Source organism: Dyadobacter jiangsuensis (assembly GCF_003014695.1).
Lineage (GTDB): Bacteria > Bacteroidota > Bacteroidia > Cytophagales > Spirosomataceae > Dyadobacter > Dyadobacter jiangsuensis.
The window spans coordinates 84009-100626 of the sequence record NZ_PYAS01000013.1; the positions used below are offsets into that span (position 1 = coordinate 84009).

Consider the following 16618-nt stretch of genomic DNA (forward strand, 5'->3'; position numbering starts at 1 on the left):
ATCGCATCTACTTGATGCCTGCGGATTGATTTTTATATAAATGCTATGAAATATACGCTCACCTAAACAGCAGTGCATTGAACAGGAATTACCTCTTCATCCTGATCCTTTCGATAGCTACGCCCGCCCTGCCCGTATCCGCGCAGGAGGGATGGTTCAAACGATTTGTACAAAAGACGATTTCCGACACGACCGGGGAAGGGAAATCCAGCTTTCGCGTGTACCCTACGTTGGGCTATGCCCCGGAGACGAGCGTGGAAGTCGGCTTATCGTCGCTCCTGCTGTTTCAGGCCAAAGGCGACACCCTCAATCGCCTGAGTGAGGTGGCGGCATTTACGTTCATTACGCTGGAAGGGCAATACGGCATCTGGCTCGATAATGCGATTTATGGGGACAAAGACAAGTGGTTCTTCCTTGGCAGGACGCGTTTTCAGCGTTTTCCATTGCTGTACTATGGAATAGGGCACACCACGCCGGACAAGGAACCGGCATTGATCGATGCCAACTACCTGCTTTTCCGGCAGCGCGTGTTGCGGAAGATCCGGAAAAATCTCTTCATTGGCCCGGAAATCGACTATCAACAATTGTACAACGCGGAATTCCGTCAGCCGGAAGGCCACGTTTACGACGAGCCGCTGGGTAGCGATGGTACGCGTAACATTGGGCTAGGCTTGGCACTGGTTTACGATAACCGCCATAATGTACTCAATGTGCGCAAAGGCTTTTTCGGCGAATTGTCGTTTTTGAAATACAACCAATCGGTAGGCAGCCATCATAATTTCCAGGGAATTAACCTGGATATCCGCAGCTCGCACCCGCTGACGAAGCGCAATGTGCTGGCCTGGCAGGTTTACGGCAACTTTCTTACAGGTAATGTACCGTTTAATCAGATGGCGCTGATGGGTGGGGAAATGATCATGCGGGGCTATTACTACGGCCGCTACCGCGACAATAACATGCTGGCGACGCAGGTAGAGCATCGCTGGTTGCCGTTCGGGTTTAGCAAGCGGTTTGGCGGAGCGGTGTTTGCGGGTGCGGCAGTGGTCGGGCCTAAAATCGGTTCGCTCACGCCCGCACGTGCGAGGCTGTCCGGGGGCGTGGGGCTGCGGTATTTGTTGTTTCCCAAAAAGGATATTTACCTCCGGCTGGACGTCGGCTTTACCAAGGACGGCCCGGGCTTTTACCTGTTCACCGGAGAGGCATTCTAATCCCGGTGCTTATAGCCGAACGCGACGAAAAACAGGAGTACACCCACCAGCCCGAGCGCCCAGGATAGCGAAGTGATTTCAGCGAGTACGCCAATCAGCGCTGGACCGGCAAGCTGACCGGAATAACCGAGAATGGTAACGGCCGACAGGGCGATGGACGGGGGAACATTGGGAATGCGTCCGGCGGCGGTGAAGAAGATCGGTACAACGTTGGCCGCACCTAATCCTACCATCACAAACCCGGCTAATGCGGCAATGGCGGAGGGAATCGTAACTGCTACAATGAAGCCCGCACCAGCCAGCAAGGTGCCGTAAAAGACTACTTTTGCAGGGCCTAGTCGGTGGATAATGCCGTCACCGGTGAGGCGCATAATGGCCATCGCCACAGAGAATGCGGCATAGCCAAGCCCGGAGAATGAGGGATCGAAACCGCGCGAAAATTGCAGGAAAACGGCACTCCAATCGAGCAGGGAGCCTTCCGCAAGGAAAAGAATGAAACACATAATGCCCAGCAGTACCACCGGTCCTTTGGGCAGGACGAAGCTGGTTCCGTCCAGTTTGGCTTCTTCGGAATGGGGCAGCAGGTACCGCGACTGGGTTACTGTAATAAATACAAGTAAAGCGGAAATGGCAACGGCTGCGTATGTCGGCGAGAGCCCTGCTTTGATTAAAAAGCCAAGCCCAATGGAGCCCATAAGTCCGCCGAGGCTGAACATTCCGTGGAAGGACGACATAATATGGCTGCCGTGCCGCTCCTGGACGACTACGGCTTGCGCATTCATGGAAACGTCGATAGAACCGATTCCCGCACCAAATACGAACAATGCGGCGGCAAGCTGGTAAGGAGAGCTCGCCATTAGCAGCAATGGAAGGAGAGACGCAATCACCAATGCCGAAACGATAGCTACCGTACGGCTACCGTATTTATTGATCAGCAAACCGGTGAGCGGCATCGTCAGAATTGCCCCTGCTCCTAATGCCAGGAGGACTACACCCAAGTCGGCGTCGTTCAGTCCTAGTTTGATTTTGGCAAAAGGGACCATCGGTGCCCAGCTAGATAGGCCGATGCCGCATACTAGAAATATCAGTAAAGTTGCTCTCCGGGCTGCGCTGATTCTCAGTTTCTCTTCCATTAATGTAAGCGTGGATTTTCTACAAAGAAATATGATTTTGCAGAAAATTGCAAAATATTGCAAAAAATAGCAGCTCTCAAAACTGGACTGCCTTAGAATGGATGTAAAAAAAGAGGCCAGGTAGTAAAAACCTGGCCTCTGAACACACCATCAGATGTTTTTCTTTTTGGATTCTTTCACCGCGAAATCCACCGCTCGCGCCGTAAGCGCCATGTAGGTAAGCGACGGGTTTACGCACGAGGCGGAGGTCATAGCCGCACCGTCGGTAACGAATACGTTTTTCACCGAGTGGAGCTGGTTGTTACCATTCAAAACCGAAGTTTTAGGATCGCGTCCCATGCGGGCGGTACCCATTTCGTGGATAGCCATACCCAGATATGAACCGTTGTCGTAAGTACGGACGTTTTTGAGGCCCGATTTTTCCAGCATTTCGGCTGCATCGTTCATCATGTCCTTGCGCATTTTTTTCTCGTTTTCGCGAAGGTCGGCATCGAAAACAACCGCAGGAATCCCGAATTTGTCTTTTTTGTCCTTGTTCAGGTACATCCGGTTTTCGTGGTATGGCAATGTTTCGCCGAAGCCTCCGAAGCCCATCGTCCAGTTGCCCGGAGTCGTAAGCTCCTCTTTGAAGTCGGCACCGAATGCCAGTTCGGCAATATTGCGTTGCCATCCCTGGCGACCACCGCCACCCTGGTAGCCGAACCCGCGCAGGTAATCACGCTTATCGCTGCCGACGTTGCGGTAACGCGGTACATATATGCCGTTTGCACGGCGGCCGAAGTAATATTTGTCGAGATCGCCCTCCCAGGTACCGCTCGCGCCTGTGCGGAAGTGGTGGTCCATCAGGTTGTGGCCCAGCTCGCCCGAATCGTTACCCATTCCGTTCGGGAAACGGTCGGAAGTAGAGTTGAGGAGCAATGCAGTGGATGCCAATGCACTCGCACAAACGAAGATGATATTGGCAAAAAACTCGCGCTCCTGCAAGGTAACAGAGTCGACCACGCGTACGCCCGTAGCGCGACCGCCCTGTTTTTTACCGTCATAGATAATCTCGCGAACGACTGAATCGGGGCGCAGCGTAAGGCGTCCGGTTTTCATCGCGGGTGGCAGAGTCGACGATTGGGTACTGAAATAGGCACCATAAGGGCAGCCATAGGAGCAGCGGTTGCGGTATTGGCACGGGCCGCGGCCGCCATCGAGCTGAATCTTGGTTGGTTGTGAAAGGTTAGCAACGCGTCCGATCGTCATCACCCGGCCTGGGAATTCCTTCTCGAGACGTTTGCGCACTTCTTTTTCAACATGGTACATTTCCATCGGCGCAATGAAGTCGCTGTCGGGCAACTGCGGCAAACCTAGTTTTTCGCCTGAAATACCCACGTGTTTTTCCACGTAGGAATACCAGGGGGCAATGTCTTTGTAACGGATCGGCCAGTCGACTGCGATGCCGTCTTTCAGGTTGGCTTCGAAGTCGAGGTCGCTCAGGCGGTACGACTGCCGTCCCCACATGATGGATTTCCCGCCGACGATGTTCGGCCTGTACCAGTCGAAGCGCTTTTTTTCTTCGTACGGCTGGTCCATGTCATTCATCCAGTACTTTTCGGTCATTTCGTTGTACGGATAATCGCGCGAGAGGAACGGGTGCGTTTCCTTTTGTTTGACCGTGAGGCGGCCGTTGTATTGTGTTTCCCAGGGGGCTTTCAGTGCATTTTCATAGCCCGTAACGTGTTCCAGGTTCTTGCCTTTTTCGAGCATGAGCACTTTCAGGCCCTTTTCGGTTAGTTCTTTCGCCGCCCAGCCGCCGGAAACTCCGGAGCCGATCACGATGGCGTCGTAGGTGATGTCTTTTTTTGCGTCAATATTAAGGTTCGCCATTTCTAATAGAGTTTGGAATGTCAGGAAGTAGCCAGGAGGTCATGCGTTGCCTGCTGTCGCTTTCCAAATAAATGTCTCCGGATTAAAGTGCCCAGCTTTTTTGTCCTTTGGGCATGGGCCAGCTACCTTCGAACCGGCCTGGAATCGGCAGGTAATCGAGTGCTTGTGTCGCACCGATTTCGGATGTAAAATAGCCGGTAACGGTGAGCCCCTTCATTTGCAGGAAGAAAGGCTTGTCGGAAACGGTGGTCTTTTTGATAATGTCGTTTTTCTGAGCGGCGTCCAGCGCTGCGAAGTCTTTCGAGTAGGTTTCTTTGGCAAGCGCATCCACTTTGGCAAGACCATCGTAGAATTTTTTCTGATCTTCCATCGGGTAGCAGTCACGCATCACGCGAACAATAAACTTCTCGGCGCCGGCGGCTTTGGCGCCCGGTGTGCCGGTGGTAGGGATGATCACATCCGCAACTTCCGCAAGCAGGGCTTCCTGCTGATCGGACACTTCGAGGGATGGGCCGAAATTCAGACGCTCGCCTGCGATACCGGCCATAAGCGGTGCTGAAATCGCGCCGCCCAACAGGAAGGTTATTCTTTGAACAGCTTCTCTACGGTTCATGGTTAGGTTATTAAGTCAGGAAATTCAAATTGCTATAAAAAATATCTTTTAAAGATAATAAGAAGGGCGTTTCGGGCATCAAAACAGGCCCTTTTTTCCGAATATTCATCCAAAAAGGCCTTTTGCACATCAAATTTCGTGAGGTCCGGATCCTATGCTGATATTTGAATCATATTATTGGACTGGGGGCTGAGGCAACGGCAAATCAGACATCCTGTTGCATCAGTTAAAGGTTAGGTAATAGAGGAACGTTGAGTAAATAATGTAGATATCTTCCCTGAGGTTCAGGGAAGATATTTTTTTGAGAGAGATTAAAAGAGCATACGCGCAATTCATAGTGGATAACCAACCTAACTAAACGAACAGCCAAGATCGCCACAGTTCCTGGGAGACTGGCGGATTCCTGATTGTACGATTGAGGCAAAAGGCCGGACGCGTCCGGCCTTTTTTTATGTCCTGATGTGCACAAAAGGGCTTTTTGACTTGATGTTTGAGGATTTTATCCTTTATTTCGGTCGAGCAGGTCGCGCCATGCCGGCCGCGTTTTATCATTTTAACAACAACGCAAATGGAATACAGACAACTGGGAGGATCGGGCTTGAAGGTGCCGGTGCTTAGCTTTGGTACCGGTACTTTCGGCGGTACGGGAGATTTCTTCAAGGCGTGGGGCAATACGCAGGTCGATGAAGCAACGAAGTTGGTGGGGCTGTGTATGGATGCCGGAATTAATTTTTTCGATACGGCCAATGTCTATTCGCAAGGTTTATCCGAGGAAATCCTGGGTAAAGCGATCATAGGGCTGCGCGATAAGATTATCCTTTCCACAAAAGCGACATTCAGAATGGGGGATAAGCCGAACCAGTCAGGTTCAGGGCGTTTTCACCTGATCAAGGCTTGCGAGGATAGTCTGCGCAGGCTTCAAACGGACTACATTGATGTTTACCATATGCACGGCTTCGACGGCACGACGCCCGTAGAGGAAACCCTCAGTGCATTGAACGACCTGATTCGCGCCGGAAAAGTGCGCTACATCGCTTGCTCAAACTTTTCCGGCTGGCACCTGATGAAATCACTATCGGTTTCAGAGCGGTATGGTTGGGCGAAATACATTGCACATCAGGCGCATTATTCATTGCTGAGCAGGGAGCTGGAGTGGGAACTGATGCCGTTGGGTGTCGATCAGAAGGTGGGGACGATCGTGTGGAGCCCCCTGTCGGCCGGACGCCTGGGAGGAAAATACCGCAGAAATCAACCGCTTCCGCCGGAAGGGCGTATTGCTCAGGGAGGCGGGGAAGGGCCTGCCATACCGGAGGACTTTTTCTTTAACCTGATCGACGTGCTCGATGAAGTAGCTGCTGAAACGGAAAAGACCGTTGCGCAAGTGGCACTGAACTGGCTGTTGCAGCGCCCGACTGTCAGCAATATTGTGATCGGTGCGCGGAATGAGGAACAATTGAAGCAAAACCTTGATGCAGTGGGTTGGAACCTCACGCTGGAACAGGTGAAACGTCTCGATGCAGCGAGTGAAAAGTCGCCGATCTACCCTTATTGGCATCAGCGGAAGAATACTACATTAAACCCGCTTCCTGATTTCTACGGCCATCTTGCGGCCCGACAATAAAATGTAACCGGAGGCTGGGCGGCATGACTTGCTACCTGGCCTCCGGGATGTATAGCCCGTGCTGCATCGCATATACGATGAGATCGGTGGTGCGGCGTACTTTCAGCTTGTCCATAACGCTGCGGTGATAATATTGCACCGTATGGGCGCTTAGTTTTAGCTCGTAGGCAATTTCCTTGATCGTGTGCCCCCCGCAGACCTTTTGAAGCACTTCTTTTTCCCTTGGAGAGAGATGCATAACCACTTCTTCCTCCGTGAAAACACTGTTGATCAGGGCATCCCGAATGGTTTTTCCAATGTACTGTTTTCCTGCCCGCACCTGAAAAATAGATTCCCGGAATTCCTCAAAAAGCGTTGATTTTGACAAAAAACTGTTCGCTCCACGACGGATGGTGTGTTTGACGGTTTGCGCATCAGTGACCGTCGACAGCACTATCACTTTCAATTCCCTTGGTAACGTCGATCGGCACACGTCGAGCAATTCGAGGCCATTCTGACCGTTGAGGGCGAGATCCATAACCAGGATATCAGGCGGCGTGCCGCTTCTTTGGGTTAGAAAGTCTTTGCCATCCGTGTATGCTTCAACCGTTTCCACCTCAGGTATCAGCTTCAACAAATTTTGAAGGGCATCAGCGAGAAGAAGGTGTTCATCTACTAAAACTATATTCATAGAATTACTTTTGAGTATTATACAACCTAATTTGATACCCGGATTTTGTACAATTCGATCATTTGATATTTATAGTGGCAAGAGCGAATGCCTCGAAATATTTGTCGTTTTAAGATATAATCAATTCAGCTACACAAAATACTCGAATATAATGCAAATAGGCCAGCGATTGGAGTGTAGTAGTTATTTGCCGGAAGTAACTTTCGGTGAGTTTTTAACGCTCGCGTGGATAAAATTAGTTCTATACCCCCAAATTTTTGGGGGTACAATCATACTAAAAATATGTGGGTTTGTTTTGATCCATTTATAAATACATTTGCAAATAAGTACTATCTAGTTTGAGAAAATAGTATAACTAAATGGACGTACTTGTTTTCACCCATATTCTTAAAGTCATCAACTCTTAAACCATTTCATAGTACGCTTACAAAAATTACTTGCTCATCTCTTTTGACCGGCACTCCGGTTATTCGTTAGACGACACCTTCACAAGAAAGACTATCTGGCGCTCGTGCGTATAGGAATCTGCGTGCGCGTGCAGGTGGGGCACCACATTGGATTATACCATGCTACCGGTTTTGTCGGGATGAGGTTTTCTTTATCTAATCGCTTGAATTTCTGTTCAATTAATCACATAACGGTTTATTTCTATTCTAAAATTTCTATCACTATGAAAAGTTCTATCGGCTATTTAACCAGAAAGTTGGCGTCGAGCTCAGCCCGATGGAAAGCGGGCGTATTTCTGCTTTCCATGATGGCAAACGGTGCAGTTGCTCAGCAATACGTTACGAGTACCAGCACAGACGTGAATTCGGAAGCACTCGCAACATCCTATGTTAACGATAAGGACAATGCCATCGGAGCATCCAATAGTACAGTGGCAACGATATCTGCTGCTGGTCTGGTTGTCAACGTATTACCTGGAGTGAGTGTAACGCATTCGAGTGATGCGGCATTGGTACTGAACTTTGGGTCGTCAATCCCGGCGGGCAAAACTACTTACGTGCGTATTAATAGCCTGACACAAACAGGTTTGAACCTGGATCTGAGCTCATTGCTCAATGCGCTGGGATTACTCGAAAACCAGACGATTTCGGTTTCTTCAAATGGAGGGGTTACCAAGCAGGAACTGGTGCGTAATGCAGCAGGAGAATTGTTCATCGCGATTACGCCCACGAACTCCTATACCAGTGTGACGGTGGGATTGAATTTTGATAATTCAACAAGTCAGTTATTAGGAGTTGCGTTGGGCCGCATCACTATGACAATCGATTATGCAGCGAGCTATGAGAATCTGGTGCTCGCTCCCTGTGACGCAGCTTCATTTGCTTTCGCAGGCGTGAATCCCCACGCAGCAGGCATTGCGCTAACTCTGACGGAAGCATTGCAAAATCCTGAACGTGCAATTGACGGAGACGTAAGCGCAGGTAACTTTTCACTGCTTCAGAACGGAGCAGTAGCCCTGGCTTCAACGGTTTCACAAACAGTATTTCTGGGTAAAACTTCTCCTGGAACTAATGAGGTAGTCGCTACGATCTCCAAACCATCTGCATTGCTCAACCTTGGTGTTTTGGAAAATATCGTTTTCCAGGCCTATCTGGGTGAGACAGCGGTAGGTACGCCGCAAACGGTAGAAAATCTGCTAGTTGATCTGGATCTTCTGACCCTATTTGGCAATGACGGACTGGCAACTATCAGATTTGTGCCCGGCTCCGCTTACGACCGTATCAAGGTAACATCTGTGACTATTTTGAATGCGAACCTGTTCACTGGGCTTCGAATCCACGAATTAGGCTCGCGTCCTCCGGTTGTTATGACCGGCGGTGTATTTCCTCCAACCAGAGTGGGTGATCCTTTGAACGTTAGCATTACTACTGCTGTGGCTGGAAACGGTCAGCCAGGATTCAGCCTGAATTGCGGTGTGCCAGCAAACTACACTTTTGCGTTGTCTAATGTTACGCAAAATGCCCGTGTACTCGCTGGGTCGCTGCCGAACACGATCACTTTGAACTCGAATGGAACATTGTCAGGAACGCCGGTTACGGGCCAGGATGGAACTTACGATTTCGATATTGAGACCACCAATAGTTTCGGGCAGACCGATACTACTGTCTTCCGTCTTGTGATCGAGAAGGCTTTGCCTGTAACATTGGTTAGCTTCAAAGCCTTGTCCGAAGGTCAGACATCTTCTCTGTCCTGGACTACCTCGGAGGAAACCAACAGCGACCGCTTCGATATCGAGCGCAGCCAGAATGGCAAAAACTGGGTGAAAATCGGCTCTTTGTCTTCACACAACGAAAGCAAAGTGAACCAATATTATTCTTTCGCGGACGCGACTCCTTTGAGAGGCGATAACTACTACCGCCTGAAAATGGTCGACCGCGACGAGACATTCGCTTACAGCCATATCGAACACCTGAATTTCAATGGTATTGCACTGGTTTATCCTAACCCGGTGAGCGCTTCGCAAAATCTGACGTTCAACGTTGGAGATTGGAGCAAAGTAAGCCAGGTGAAGGTGGTAAATGCTGCCGGAAAGGTAGTATTAGAAGCCTCGAATGCATTGCTTTCGGGACTCAATGCCCGCAACCTTGTAGCAGGCGCGTATGTGGTACAGGTTACGCATACCGACGGAACTGTAAGTTCACAGAGATTTGTAAGACAGTAATTGTCCTGTCTCACACGATACACAAACAAACCGCTGGCCGATAAGTCAGCGGTTTGTTTTTTATAAGGATTTCAAAAAGGGGACGACTACTACTTTTTTTGAAACCGTAGAGCGGTATATTTGAGCTTTGAAGTACCCCAATTATCAACGTTAGTTATATGCCTAGCAAAAGAGGTAAAAAGAGCAAGTTCAAAAAGGTCCTGATTCCGGTGTTGAAATGGGCCAGTGCGATTATTCCGGTTTGTGTCTTTATTTACATTCTATACTACTACAAGCAACTCGATTTTCTGAAACCGAAGGAGCAGGTCAAAACAGAAACAAAAGTGCTGACTTCGGGCGATTCGTTGCAGGCGGGCATTGGCGGGTCGGAGGAGTTGGCTGCTCAGATACACGTCACAAACAACGAATGGCATCAGGTAGGAGGGCTTGCAATCCACAATATGGTGATTGAAAACACATCCGCCTCACCGGTAAAAAGTGTAGAAGTGGAGTTTAAATACCTCAACGACGTGCAAGCCGTCGTAACGTCCAAGGTTATTACGATCAAAACGCCTGTTCCTGCTAAAAAATCAGCAAAAGTATCAGGGCTGAGTGTGGGTTATGTCAACAATTCGGTGGTGGGATGTGACGTGAAAGTGCTCAGTGCGAGAATGTAGCATTTGCGGTGAAAACCGGTTGGTACGATTATTTAAGTTTATCCGCTGAACCTGACTAACAGCGGATACCATGGCACAGTTACTTCAAAACCTCTACAATCTGGCACCGATCCTGGCGATGATCGCCCTGGCAGGTGCGGCAGCTGGTGGGTTCTGGCTGGTCGTTGAACTGAAAAAGAGAAGCGCCCATACCCACTATTCCGTAAGCGACCGTTTGTTCCTCAAACGCAATGCCAACAGACTTCGTAAAATGCAGCTACATTAAGATAGGAGTATAAGAAAACATCCCAGTTACAAAGTAACCGGGATGTTTGATTTTACTCAACGTTATTGAAAACCTTTTGACGGGTTTTCGATACAAACTTAATGATTTCTTTATTCAAAACATTGTTTTTTGTTTACGAAATAATATTTTTTGTAGCCGTAGTGCAGCATGTATTTACTATACGGTTAGGAGTGGCTGATCATGCCTGAGTATCAAGCACTATCGTTTTGACCTGATCGATAAAGTTTTGCAAATCAGACACAGAATACTGCTGCTTTTTTACATTTTCATAGTCGAAATACACCGAAAGCATGCGGTTGTATTTGATCAGTGAATTGCTTTTGTGCGACTTTAATTCGCGGCCTTTGTACTCACCATGCTCATCCATTCGGTCAACAAGATATGACATCATATAGTAATGCATGCCGCTATCCTGATCGAACCCTTCGAATTCCAGAGATGCCAGATCCAGCGCTTCTTTATCGGCTTCGGGCAACAAACGAATGGAATCATTGATGCGGCTGTACATCTTCATGATATCGGAAATTTCGTTGTAGACGCTCAACGGGACTTCTTCGTACAAGTTGTTAAACACCTTGGGATACAGGCCTGTATAGCCCTTTTCCAGTATTTCAATTCGTTTTTCATACAACTCACGCTCTTTTTCGTTTCCAATAGCGGAGAGGATTTTGCATTGATTGATCAGGAGTTGTCTTTCAATGAGGGAAATGCTTTCGGGGATCATATAAAGCTGGTTCGACATTTTTAGCAAGTTAATGGTAATAGGCACATTTTGTGTCTGCTTTACATTGCAATGTTCCGGAAAGTTTGCTCTTTTACAATTGCATTGTTCAGTTATTCTGTACATCTGCCGGTCAATATTCATTTCGACTCAACATATGGAACAATCACACCCCGATTCAACTCGCCCGGATAACTATAAAAATGGGAGCGAGGAGTCGCTTGCCGATTACGTGAAGCGCAAGGAAACAGAGGAAAACCTCAAAAAGCTGGCTCAAAAACTGGAAAGTGACCTAAAAAATCCACACGGACGGGACGTATCCGCGCGGGACGTATCCACGCCGGACGTATCCACGCCGGACTTGTCCTTCGAGAAATTCGAAGAGAAGCGTAGGAAACGCGACGGTCAATAGCCATACCAATCGCCCCACCAGTATTGCAACTTTTTCCTGATCTCTTCCTCCCGTGCATTTCTGCCCGGTTCGAAGAATCTCGTCCCTTTCAACTCGTCGGGAAGAAAATCCTGTTTCGCGAAATTTCCTTCAAAATCGTGCGAATACTTGTAGTCTTTTCCATAACCGATTTGCTTCATCAGCTTCGTAGGCGCATTACGCAAGTGCAGGGGCACGGGCAGGTGCGCCGTGCGCGTAGCAGCCTCGATCGCCTCGCCGATCGCCATGTAGCTTGCATTGCTTTTCGGGGATGTGGCAAGGTAAACGGCCGTTTGGGAAAGAATAATGCGGCATTCGGGATAGCCGATCACATTCACAGCCTGCATACAGGCGTTAGCCATGATCATAGCTGTCGGGTTAGCAGTCCCGATGTCCTCAGAGGCCATAATGAGCATCCTGCGGGCAATGAACGACGGGTCCTCACCCGCGACGATCATTCGCGCCATCCAATAGACCGCACCGTTAGGATCGCTACCGCGGAGAGACTTGATGAATGCCGAAATAATATCGTAATGCTGCTCGCCCGACTTGTCGTAACGAGCAATATTCTGTTGGGCGACCTCGGTCACCCACTCGTCGGTGATTTCAATTTTTTTGGCGTCACCTTTGCCGAGTACCACCAACTCCAGCAAGTTCAGCAGCTTCCTGCCGTCACCGCCGGAAAGGCGCATTAATGCATCATAGGACTTGAATTTGATATTCTTTTCTTTCAGCCACGGATCTTTTTCCAGCGCACGGGCAATGAGATCCTTCAATTCTTTTTCTCCGAATGCTTCGAGAATATAAACCTGGCAGCGCGAGAGCAATGCGGAGTTGATTTCAAATGACGGGTTTTCGGTCGTAGCACCAATCAGGGTAACCTGACCTTTTTCTACCGCGCCGAGCAATGCGTCCTGCTGACTCTTATTATAGCGATGGATTTCGTCGATAAAAAGAATTGCCGGAAACAAGCCGGAAGGACGGGCAAGTACTTCACGCAGATCTTTTACACCGGAGCTGATCGCGCTCAGGTTGTAGAATTGCCGTTTGGTGGTTTCGGCAATGAGTAAAGCGAGGGTAGTTTTCCCCACACCGGGAGGTCCCCAGAAAATCATCGAGGGAATCGCATTCTGCAAAATGGCCCTCCGCAATGGTCCTTTAGGGCCGAGTAACTTTTCCTGCCCTACGAAATCGTCGAGGGTCCGCGGGCGAAGGCGTTCGGCGAGGGGCGTGGTAATGGTGTTCATGGGTGAAGTGTCGCAATTTAGCTTGTCAATGTAAGGCAAATTTAACACAAAAAAAGCGCGGCATTGTTCGCCACGCTTTCTATGAATGTATTTAAACGTTTAAACAGACCCCTATCAAAAAGTCAGTCTGTCGAGCGTCATCTGCTTTTTCAGGTTACCCAACGCACCAAAAACCAGGTTATACACCGATTGTATATTTATTTTCATCAAATCTGCGATCTCGTGGTTATTAAGGTTCATGTAGAATTTGAGGAAGATCGCCTCGCGCTGGCGGCGTGGCAGGCCGTTGATGGCCACATTCAGGTGCTGGTTGGTAGATTCGAACTCTTCTTCCGAAATCAGGTGGTTCTCGTGGGACGGGGTGTTGATATGCCAGTACTCAACCGGGATATCTTCATTGCTGGTATGCTTTTGTTGTGCATTCAAATGGCGGACCAATTTGCGTTTGATGGAGGCCATCAGGTAAAAGCGAACCGAGGTGGTGTCACCGAGCGTCATGCGGTTTCTCCATAACTCTACAAACAAATCGTGGATACAATCCTTGATGAGCGGCTTGTCGATCGTGAATTGCGAACAGTACTGGTAAAGAATGTGAACGTAAGAGCGGTAGAGGCATGCGTAGGCATTTTCATCGCCTTTTCTGAACTGATCCCAAAAACAGAGTTCTTCTTCTTGCTTGTAGCGTAGGTGAGCCATTGTTTGGAAAGGATTTGGAATTGGGGTTAGGAATGATTGTGAATAATGTCATTATTACACTTGTAAATATATTTATAAAAAAACATATTTTAAAAATATTTTCATCATAAAATTATATTTCAAAGGTTAATGATACTATTTCCTGAAAATCGCTGCTTTTTATAACGTTAGCGCGGTAAACTTGAAATTTTCCCCGTCAAAAAGGCCCTTATCGCTTAGTTTTAGCGAGGGGATCACCAGTAATGCCATGAAAGACAGCGACATAAACGGTGATTTTAATGTTGACCCGAGCGTGTTTTTTACAAAACGATCGATGTTCGTGTAACTTTCGGCCACTTCATATCCATTCCGGTCGGTCATCAACCCGGCGATCGGAAGCCCGATCAAATGCTCCGATCCTGCTCCCACAGCTGACAATCCGCCCCGCGCTTCAACGACCAGATTCACAGCCCGCGCAATACTTTCGTCGTCACACCCTATACCTATTATATTGTGCGAATCATGCGCGACCGACGAGGCCAACGCGCCCTGCTTCAATCCGAAATTGCGGATGAATGCGATGGCAGGCGGCGCAGGCGAATAGCGGTTTACGACCACCACCTTCAATACGTCTTTTTCAAGGTCAGGTACTACTGCACCGCCAACAATTTTTGCGTCCGTTATCCACTCATTTGTAACCAATTGACCATCCATTGCCTCGATCACCCTGATCCTCGTTTCAGAATTTTTTGCCGGATATTTGAAATCCGAAGCAATTTTGAGCCCGCATTCAAAACGGTTGGGATGCGCGCTGCGTAAATCGGGGATTAGTGAGGTTCCGTCCTTCGCTACCAGTTCGCCATCGATCCAGGTTTCGAGGATATTGAATGCATTTGCATTATCAATTAATATAAAATCAGCGGCGTCACCTTTGCGTAGCAATCCTACATCCAGTCTATAATGAGTTACGGGGTTAATGCACGCGGCTTGCAATACATTCCAGAAGTCGTATCCGAGCGCGAGCGCCCGTTTGACAAGCACATTAATATGTCCCTCAACGAGATTGTCGGGATGCTTGTCGTCGGAGCAGAACATAATACGGTCCGGAAACTCGTCTATCAACGGAATCAACGCCTCGAAATTCCGGGCCGCACTGCCCTCCCGGATCAGGATTTTTACCCCATAATCGATTTTCTCGCGCGCCTCCACGTAAGTGAAGCATTCGTGATCGGTGCTGATGCCGTAGCCCGCATATTGTTTTGCTGTCTCCCCGCGAAGGCCTGGCGCATGGCCGTCTATTACCTTATTATAGCGTTTTGCCCAATTGATTTTCGCCATCATGTCGGGATCTTCATTGAGTACCCCCGGGAAATTCATCACTTCCGCGAGATAACCGATATCATTGCTGGCCAGCAGTTCGCCTACCTGATCTGCATCCACGATGGCACCGGCCGTTTCAAAAATCGTAGCAGGAACGCACGAAGGAGCGCCGAAGCAGAATTTGAACGGCACGCGTTTCCCGTCTTCAATCATGAAATCTACGCCTTGCACACCCAGCACATTCGCGATTTCGTGAGGGTCGGACACCGTCGCGATCGTCCCATGTACCACCGCGAGCCTCGCAAACTGGGCGGGTGTGAGCATCGAGCTCTCCACGTGCACGTGTGCATCAGTGAAGCCGGGCAGTATATAGGGTAGGGAAGGGTTCTCGGGGCCGATGATATCGATTTGGGAAATACGCTTTTCCGAAATGCGGATTTCGGCTTCCCGGATGGTCTTCTCGAAGATATTGATCAGGTTGGCTTTCATAAGGTTGTGTTAAATGCGGGCAAATGGCCGGAGATGGGAATCTTGCGAAATTCCTTCTGGTACTGCATCGGGCTTTTGCCGGTGTGGAGTTTGAAGTATTTGTTGAAGTTGGCAAAATTGTTGAAACCGCTTTCGAAGCAAACCTGCGCCACGGGAATGCGGCTTTCGGAAAGCAGTTTGCAGGCATGACCGATCCGGAGTTCAAGCAAAAATTGCGAGTAGGTCTTGCGGCTGCGGCTTTTGAAATACCGGCAAAATGAATGCGGGCTGATGTTGGCTACCTCGGCGATTTCCTCGATCGAAATCTTCTTCTGGAAGTTGGAGATCGAATACTGGTAAATATGGTTGATACGGTCGGTATCGTATTGGTCGTACTCGTTCTGATACTGTGTATTGGAGAGGATATTGATCTCCTCGCAGTGAGCCAGCGTTTCGAGTATTTGCATTAAGGAAATAATCGGGTTGCCGTTGGTCTGGTTGAGTAGCTCGTGCAAAAGCGTTTTCACTTTATCGGTGCCTTCGCCGAGTATCTTCATCCCAAGCCGCGCTTTCACGAGCAAATCGTGGATGGACTTGTTTTCGGGTAGCGCCAGGAAGTTTTTACCAAAAATTTCTTCCGAAAAATGCACGACGGTAGCCTGTGCATAAAGCTGGCTGCCGCGCTGGAAGTACTTTTCGTCGCAGCGCCAGTAATGTGGAAGGTTGGGGCCGATCAGCAGCAGGTCGCCGCTCTGAAAACTCCGGATATTGTCGCCTACGAATTGCGTACCGGAGCCCTGTTCGATGTGAATGAGCTCTAATTCAGGGTGGTAATGCCATCGGTTGTAAAAGTACAGTACCACGTCGCGGCGGATACTGAAAGACTTTTGTAAGCCCTTTGGGACTTTAAGTAGCTGCGGTTTCACAAATAATTACATGATTAAAACCGTTAAAGAGAAATATATGCCAATATAGTTGAAAAATTTGCTAATGTCTGAGTTCATTGTATTCAAATAATTCTGTTGTTTTG

The 16618-nt window shown here is 48.8% G+C and carries 15 protein-coding genes; 6 read left to right on the top strand and 9 right to left on the bottom strand.

The annotated features are described in order from the left end of the window. Positions 1–77 precede the first annotated feature (77 nt). Positions 78–1208 (top strand): BamA/TamA family outer membrane protein, encoded by a 1131-nt coding sequence (locus tag CLV60_RS24315; RefSeq protein WP_106597988.1) that lies wholly within the window; start codon positions 78–80, stop codon positions 1206–1208. Here the strand turns inward: CLV60_RS24315 and CLV60_RS24320 are convergent. From CLV60_RS24320 to CLV60_RS24330, 3 genes are all read right to left on the bottom strand, one after another. Continuing rightward, on the bottom strand, positions 1205–2341 hold the full coding sequence (locus tag CLV60_RS24320) for an MFS transporter (protein WP_106597989.1): 1137 nt from the start codon (positions 2339–2341) through the stop codon (positions 1205–1207). The genes CLV60_RS24315 and CLV60_RS24320 overlap by 4 nt on opposite strands. Before the next feature lie 150 nt (positions 2342–2491). Further along, entirely contained in the window at positions 2492–4213 is a 1722-nt protein-coding gene (locus CLV60_RS24325) for a GMC oxidoreductase (protein WP_106597990.1), read from the bottom strand. Positions 4214–4295: 82 nt separating this feature from the next. Next, positions 4296–4826, bottom strand: coding sequence for a gluconate 2-dehydrogenase subunit 3 family protein (locus tag CLV60_RS24330; protein WP_106597991.1), 531 nt, complete (start codon positions 4824–4826; stop codon positions 4296–4298). Between the two features lie 568 nt (positions 4827–5394). Here CLV60_RS24330 and CLV60_RS24335 point away from each other — a divergent pair. Next, on the top strand, positions 5395–6447 hold the full coding sequence (locus tag CLV60_RS24335) for an aldo/keto reductase (RefSeq protein ID WP_106597992.1): 1053 nt from the start codon (positions 5395–5397) through the stop codon (positions 6445–6447). Between the two features lie 31 nt (positions 6448–6478). Here CLV60_RS24335 and CLV60_RS24340 read toward each other — a convergent pair whose 3' ends face one another. Continuing rightward, positions 6479–7117 (bottom strand): response regulator, encoded by a 639-nt coding sequence (locus tag CLV60_RS24340; RefSeq protein ID WP_106597993.1) that lies wholly within the window; start codon positions 7115–7117, stop codon positions 6479–6481. 670 nt (positions 7118–7787) lie between these two features. On the opposite strand from CLV60_RS24340, the gene CLV60_RS24345 reads away from it, so the two are divergent. The 3 genes from CLV60_RS24345 (at position 7788) to CLV60_RS24355 (ending at position 10706) form a co-directional block, all read left to right on the top strand. After that, positions 7788–9785, top strand: coding sequence for a T9SS type A sorting domain-containing protein (locus CLV60_RS24345; RefSeq protein ID WP_106597994.1), 1998 nt, complete (start codon positions 7788–7790; stop codon positions 9783–9785). Positions 9786–9943: 158 nt separating this feature from the next. Next, positions 9944–10441, top strand: a complete 498-nt coding sequence (locus CLV60_RS24350) for a hypothetical protein (protein ID WP_106597995.1) — start codon at positions 9944–9946, stop codon at positions 10439–10441. A gap of 70 nt (positions 10442–10511) precedes the next feature. Beyond that, the gene (locus CLV60_RS24355) at positions 10512–10706 is read left to right on the top strand and encodes a hypothetical protein (protein WP_106597996.1); all 195 of its coding nucleotides are present in this window, start codon (positions 10512–10514) and stop codon (positions 10704–10706) included. A 199-nt stretch (positions 10707–10905) separates the two neighbouring features. On the opposite strand, the gene CLV60_RS24360 is transcribed toward CLV60_RS24355, so the two are convergent. After that, positions 10906–11469, bottom strand: a complete 564-nt coding sequence (locus tag CLV60_RS24360; protein WP_170118855.1) for a YfbU family protein — start codon at positions 11467–11469, stop codon at positions 10906–10908. A 136-nt stretch (positions 11470–11605) separates the two neighbouring features. On the opposite strand from CLV60_RS24360, the gene CLV60_RS24365 reads away from it, so the two are divergent. Next, entirely contained in the window at positions 11606–11860 is a 255-nt protein-coding gene (locus CLV60_RS24365; RefSeq protein WP_106597997.1) for a hypothetical protein, read from the top strand. Here CLV60_RS24365 and CLV60_RS24370 read toward each other — a convergent pair. The 4 genes from CLV60_RS24370 to CLV60_RS24385 all read right to left on the bottom strand — a co-directional run bounded on the left by CLV60_RS24370 (position 11854) and on the right by CLV60_RS24385 (position 16514). After that, on the bottom strand, positions 11854–13125 hold the full coding sequence (locus CLV60_RS24370; protein ID WP_106597998.1) for a replication-associated recombination protein A: 1272 nt from the start codon (positions 13123–13125) through the stop codon (positions 11854–11856). The two genes, CLV60_RS24365 and CLV60_RS24370, sit on opposite strands and share 7 nt — an antisense overlap. 114 nt (positions 13126–13239) lie before the next feature. Then, entirely contained in the window at positions 13240–13821 is a 582-nt protein-coding gene (locus CLV60_RS24375; RefSeq protein WP_015815162.1) for an RNA polymerase sigma factor, read from the bottom strand. Between the two features lie 159 nt (positions 13822–13980). Then, a complete protein-coding gene (gene ade, locus CLV60_RS24380) occupies positions 13981–15609 on the bottom strand; it encodes an adenine deaminase (protein ID WP_106597999.1) in 1629 nt (542 codons plus the stop codon). Then, complete coding sequence (locus CLV60_RS24385) at positions 15606–16514, bottom strand: AraC family transcriptional regulator (protein ID WP_106598000.1); 909 nt, start codon at positions 16512–16514, stop codon at positions 15606–15608. The genes ade and CLV60_RS24385 overlap by 4 nt, the downstream gene beginning before the upstream one ends. Positions 16515–16618: the final 104 nt, after the last annotated feature.